Raw genomic sequence first — 6,099 nt, forward strand, 5'->3', positions numbered from 1 at the left:
GGCTAAGTTTTTACTAAAAATAGCAAAAATATTCCTATTCATAGAAATTGAAAGATTTATTCAACAGTCTTGATAATTAAACACTGGGGTAGAGAGAGTCTAAAGTAGACTTATCTAGGACAGCCCCTTAATAAATTCTTTTATCATTACTAGATTTTTAAAATTATATATTTAAAAATATGATCAGACTTAAGTAACTATCTAGCATAATTTTGAGAAATATCTTTTTTATTATTTATATTTCCTATAAATACAGGCAAAAATCCAACTATAAAAATAATTGGAATACATACAAAAGCCCAATAAAATACAAACTCTGCTTGATCAAGGGTTAGATACAAAACTGCGGCAATAACTATTCCTACTATTGTGCTTAATATAGCACCTATAAGATTTTTATTCTTACCATAGAAGCCATAAATTAAACTAAAAGATAATGCTGCTATAGGTATATTAAAAAGTAACATTTTATCTAAAATATGATCTATAAAAAATGTTGCAATCAAATAACTTAGGGTAGCTATGGATAAAACTAAAACTCTATTTGATCTAACAGTTTTTGTGTAATTACTATGTACAAAAATTACTGATGCCATAGTATTCCAAAGAGCTGCTATAGTTGTTGTAGCTATCAAAAATATTACTATATAAAAATAGAACTGTATGATTAGTGGTAATCGAGTTGCTACAATACTTGCTAAAGCTAAATCTGGATTTGTTAGATCTAACTGTTTTGAAAAAGAGGCTGTAATAAATATAGCTATTACATAAAATAAACTAACTAATACCGCTGTTATAAGCATAGAGTAAAAAGCTACTTTAGATGATTTTGCTGAGAAAATTTTTTGTCCATACCATGGAGATAAAATATAAGTAAAGCAAGTTAGTATAACCAATGATAAACTAAATGAAATTGGTAAGTTAGCATGGTTTTTAACACTAGTATTAATATTTTGTAAATGATAGTTATAAAAATAAAACCCTAAAAACAAAAATAATATCAAAGATAAAACAAAACTTACTTTGTCAATTTGAATAATTGACTTAAGCCCAGAATTAATAGTTGCAACAAACATAATCAAACAAGCTACAAACGTAATTAACTCTTTAGAATAGTTTGGAAATATTACTTCTAAACAAACAGTTATTGAATGTATAAAATTCGCCCCAAAGCCTAACATTGCAACCCATAAACATACTGCAGCAAAAATTCCAAAAGCTTTATTATAACGATAACCAAAATATTGAGTAACACTTATAGCATCAAAATTTTTCCATTTTTTTGCTACTGTAATAGCGTAGAAAAATAAACCAAATAAAAATACTAAACCAAGTGAAATCGCTGAAAAACCATAATTATAACCTAAGCTAGAAAATCCTATAAGAGTTGAGGTATTTAGCTCAGTCATTACTAAAGTTGCTGTTAAAGCAAAAAAGCCAACCTTTTTACCTGCTGTATAATAATTTGATACTGATGTGTCACTATTTTCCATAAAAATTTTTATACATTAATTAGGTAGCTGATTTAAATTCCAATTATAGCTTTGATAATAAATAGTTTTATTGTCATTCAATATTGCTTCTTTTTTAGTCTTATTAGTTAGATACTTAGCAACAAACTGACGCATCTCTGTCGGATCTCGAAAATCACTACCATACCAATCAAATATTTTTGATATATAAATATTATTATCTTTTATCTCAAAACCCTTAGAACTATTTATCCAAGTAGTAAATGACTTATTTAATTGAGCATTTATTTGATTACCTTGGTAAGCTTCTTTAGATAAGTTAGGACAGCTAATAGAAGCACAATTAACAGCAGAATGTACTCGTGGATCATGCCATATTGGACGAATAATCCGATGCTCAATATCATTTAATGTTAACTCCTTACCATTAATTTTAACTACTCGTTGATCCCAAACTTTTGAATTACCAAACCACCCTTTATCAATATCTGTGATTGACTTAACTGGATAATGCTGCAAAATAACCTGGATAGTCAACATATTGTACATATTTATCCAATATGCTAACTGCTGGTTTTTGTTGTACTTTAAGATATCTATCTTCGCATAATTATCTATCATCTTAGCAATATTTTCCTTATCTTTTTCAGATACCTCAGCATAATTAACAAATGTTTGATCCCCTTTCTGTACAACGTATTTATCTAAAAAATTTTGCCAAGGTTTAAAATCTATTTTTGCTGTTGATGACTGATCTAACTTATCCCAATAACTCCAAAGCTGAGCGCTTGGAGCCGCATATAAAGATACTGCCATAAAAGCTAATATAACTAGCAAAATATTTTTAGATATATTTATTTTCTTCATCTTTAACCTTTATTTGATTATAAAACTCATAAACTCTATAAAAAGTCGTCCATAACACTAGCACTGTAAACAAAATACCCAACCATAAAACTGTTGATGGTAATAGGATCATAATAATAAAAAATATAAATGTCTCTGCTCTCTCCATTAATCCTGGTGAATAGTAAAAACTTTTTGAAGACTCTTGCTGACTAAATATTCCTACCAACAAGAAACTACTTATACAAACAATTATCGACATCATCATGATTAATCCAACCCAAGCAATTTGTGGTTGAAAAATAAAAATAGCAATTATTACAACTGATTCAACAAAACGATCCGACAAAATATCAAGCATTGTACCAAATGATGAACTAGATTTTTGTATCCTTGCAACACTGCCATCTAAGACATCTAAATAACCGGATACTAAAAGAAAAACTACTGCTAACCATGGTAAATATAATATAAATATTGCACTTATAAAACCTGTAATAAGAGATAGTATCGTTAAGCTATTTGGCTTTATATTTAAAGCTGACAATATATTTGCAACTTTATTAATAAAATATCTCTGAAACCAAGGTCGGACACTTTGCTCTAGCATAATATTCCCAATTAAAACTTTAATAAAAATCGAACTAGTTTTTTAACTTTTTCACTATACAGTGAAGGTGTAAAGTATGCTCCAGCAATACGTTTATTTAACTCACTAAGAGTTGGATACGGTACAATATGCGAAGCCATTTGCTTAATTTTCAATTTGTTTTTAATAGCCAAAGTCCATTGAGTAATAAGTTCACCAGCCTGCTCTCCTACAATACTAGCTCCTAAAATATAACCTTTTTTATTAACTGCTATCTTAAGTAAACCATTTGTCGAAAGGCTTGCCTGCGCTCTATCATTACTGTCATATGGTAGTGTTAATATTGTTGCGTCTTCTTCTTCAGCTTGCTTAATAGCCATGCCTGTATGAGCTATTTCTGGAGTTGTATATACAGCCCATGGAAAACTTGAATAGTTAACTTTTGCAGGCAACTTGAATAGAATATTTTGAATAACAATTCCAGCATGATAACCAGCTGCATGAGTAAATTGATACTGGCTAGCTAAATCACCAATTGCATATATATTTTTATAATTAGTGCGTAGCCTCATATCAACATTAATCCCTTTAGCAGAATGTTTAATACCAGCTTTATCTAAATTAAGTTTTTCTATATTGGGCTGTCTTCCAGTAGCTACTAATAAATGAGATCCTTTATAATTACCATTATTAGTTTCTAGCTGTATCTGAGCATCTTGCTTAGAAACTTTTGTAACCTTAGCATTTGTAACTACATCTATACCAAGCTTTTTAAATTCATCTAATAATATCTGCCTACAATCATTATCAACTGGCCCTAATATACTTGATTCTGCCTCAAGGATTGTTACTTTTGAACCTAACAATGCATGAGCTTGAGCTAACTCAACTCCAATAGGTCCACCTCCCATCACAAGTAAATGCTCAGGTTGCATATCTAAACTAAAAATTGTTTCATTTGTTAGATAATCAATATCTTCTAGACCATCTATTGAAAATATTTTTGCTCGTGAGCCAGTTGCTAAGACTATATATTTCGCTTTGATTTGTATTTCACCAGCTTGGACAGTTCTCTTATCTATAATATGAGCATAATCTTGGATAACCTTAACACCCAGAGACTCAAACCTCTCAACAGAGTCATGCGGTTCTATCTTTGCTATCACATTAGCAATATGGGCTTGTACTTTTTTGTAGTCCACTTCAAAATTTTTAATATCAATACCAAATTCTTTTGCTTTATGACAATTATGTATAACTCTTGAGGCTTCAATCATTGCTTTAGATGGTACACAACCATAGTTTAAGCAGTCACCGCCCATCTTGCTACCTTCACAAAGAACAACCTTTGCACCCATCTGCACTGCACCTGCTGCTACAGATAAGCCGCCCGAGCCACCACCAATTACACAAATATCTGTTTTTATTTGTTTCATATTTTAGCTCCTTTAACCTTTTTATATATAACAGGAACAAGCGATAATACTGCTAATGCAATTATTGGTAAAATAAATTGAGGTGCAAAAATAATACCAATATCCAGCTCTTTACCTTGGCGTAATACAAAACCTAATCCAGTACCAACCCATGTATAAATTAGCGAGCCAGGTATGATTCCTAATAAAGTTGCCCAGAAAAATGTTGATAAACGAATGCCAATAGCCCCACAAGCTATATTAATAGCAAAAAATGGAAATAAAGGTATCAAACGTAGTATTAATAGATAGTTAAAAGCATCATGTTCAAATCCTTTGCGTAGTTTCTCAATGCTACCCTTTGCTTTAGCTTTCAATGTCTCGCCAAAAGCTGTTTTTACAGCTAAGAATAATAGACAAGCTCCAATAGTTGCACCTAAATTTACCCAAATAACTCCTGGAAATAAACCAAATAAAAAACCTCCCAACAAAGTCATAATAGTTGCTCCAGGTATTGAAAATGCTACTACTATAATATAAATGGCAATAAACACTAATGAGCTAAGCCAAAAATATGAATTTGTCCAATTGACTAAATCTTGATAATGTTGTTTTATTGCTACTACAGATAGATATTTCTGCCCACCTAAGGCAAAAAATATTATTAAACCTAGTACCAAAATTAAAATAGGAATATAGCGTTTTACTCTAGCCATTTTTAATATATTAAAATAATGTTATTAATTGATGATATATTTTATATATTCAGAATGCATTAAAATTTTAACTTTAATATATAACTAGCTAGGTATTTTGGATTTAAGAATTATCTCTTAGTTCTATCCATGCATCTGAACCGTACTTACCTGTAGGTCTATAGGCGTTATCAGAACAAAATACTGATTCTGGCCCTAAGCGACATTTATAAAGTTTATTATCCATAACAACAACTGTTCCTGCTTTATGCTCACTTATATTATTTGGATATGTGTAGCCAACATTACTAACAATATTTTCATCATTAGAACTATTATTAACCCTATAAAAATCTCCTGTAATATCTTTCCAGGCAATATATCCTTTTTCTCCTATCGGAGAATATATAATATTATTACATTGCTGATTCTTATTATTTATGCATTTAAATCTTTTTTGATTAGCTACAACAACCTGACCTTCTTTATAACTACCAATATAATTAGGATATTCTGGCATTTTACTTCTTATTTTTTTATGCTCTAATGGTTTTTCTTTAATATCTTTAATATCATCAAAAGAATACCAAACTAAGCTACCTAGAGTTCCATTTGGCACATATTTTTGGTCATTACAAAACTTTAATTCTAAGTTAGAAATACACCTATATCTTTGACCATGATAAATAACAATAGTATCTTTAGTATATAACCCTATTTTATCTGGATAGTTTAAAGTATCTTTTTTATAACTATCTAATTCAAAAAGATATTTATCATTTTGCATAGATTCTGCAAATGAAAAAAATAAAAGCATAAATATCAGTTTATTAAAAAAGATTAAGTATTGTCCCTTGCAAAAATATATCATAGTGTAGATTAAAGACTAATATCTTCATAAAAATCATTATATTTAACATATATTTAATCTCAAAAAATCAATTAGTCATATTAAAATCAAATTTCTAAAAACTGATCTTAAAAATCTTCCTTCGATAAAATATAATTAAAGACTGTTGAATAAATCTTTCAATTTCTATGAATAGGAATATTTTTGCTATTTTTAGTAAAAACTTAGCCTT

Annotated in this window: 6 protein-coding genes; all 6 read right to left on the reverse strand. The window is 29.3% G+C overall.

The window, feature by feature from the left end; translation table 11 throughout:
* Positions 1–197 precede the first annotated feature (197 nt).
* Complete coding sequence (locus R8535_RS10505) at positions 198–1,493, reverse strand: sodium:solute symporter family protein (protein WP_329499068.1); 1,296 nt, start codon at positions 1,491–1,493, stop codon at positions 198–200.
* A gap of 15 nt (positions 1,494–1,508) precedes the next feature.
* Positions 1,509–2,339 carry a DUF547 domain-containing protein gene (locus R8535_RS10510; RefSeq protein ID WP_329499066.1) on the reverse strand — a complete coding sequence of 277 codons (831 nt, stop codon included), beginning with the start codon at positions 2,337–2,339 and terminating at the stop codon, positions 1,509–1,511.
* Entirely contained in the window at positions 2,317–2,928 is a 612-nt protein-coding gene (locus R8535_RS10515; protein ID WP_329499065.1) for a CDP-alcohol phosphatidyltransferase family protein, read from the reverse strand. Before R8535_RS10515 ends, R8535_RS10510 begins: the two co-directional genes overlap by 23 nt.
* Positions 2,929–2,939: 11 nt before the next feature.
* Positions 2,940–4,343: a dihydrolipoyl dehydrogenase family protein gene (locus R8535_RS10520; protein WP_329499064.1), complete on the reverse strand. Its 1,404-nt coding sequence runs from the start codon at positions 4,341–4,343 to the stop codon at positions 2,940–2,942.
* Positions 4,340–5,038: a TVP38/TMEM64 family protein gene (locus tag R8535_RS10525; protein WP_329499062.1), complete on the reverse strand. Its 699-nt coding sequence runs from the start codon at positions 5,036–5,038 to the stop codon at positions 4,340–4,342. Before R8535_RS10525 ends, R8535_RS10520 begins: the two co-directional genes overlap by 4 nt.
* A gap of 103 nt (positions 5,039–5,141) precedes the next feature.
* Positions 5,142–5,834 (reverse strand): hypothetical protein, encoded by a 693-nt coding sequence (locus R8535_RS10530; RefSeq protein WP_329499061.1) that lies wholly within the window; start codon positions 5,832–5,834, stop codon positions 5,142–5,144.
* Positions 5,835–6,099: the final 265 nt, after the last annotated feature.

Source organism: Francisella sp. 19S2-4, assembly GCF_036281795.1.
Taxonomy (GTDB): Bacteria; Pseudomonadota; Gammaproteobacteria; order Francisellales; family Francisellaceae; genus Francisella.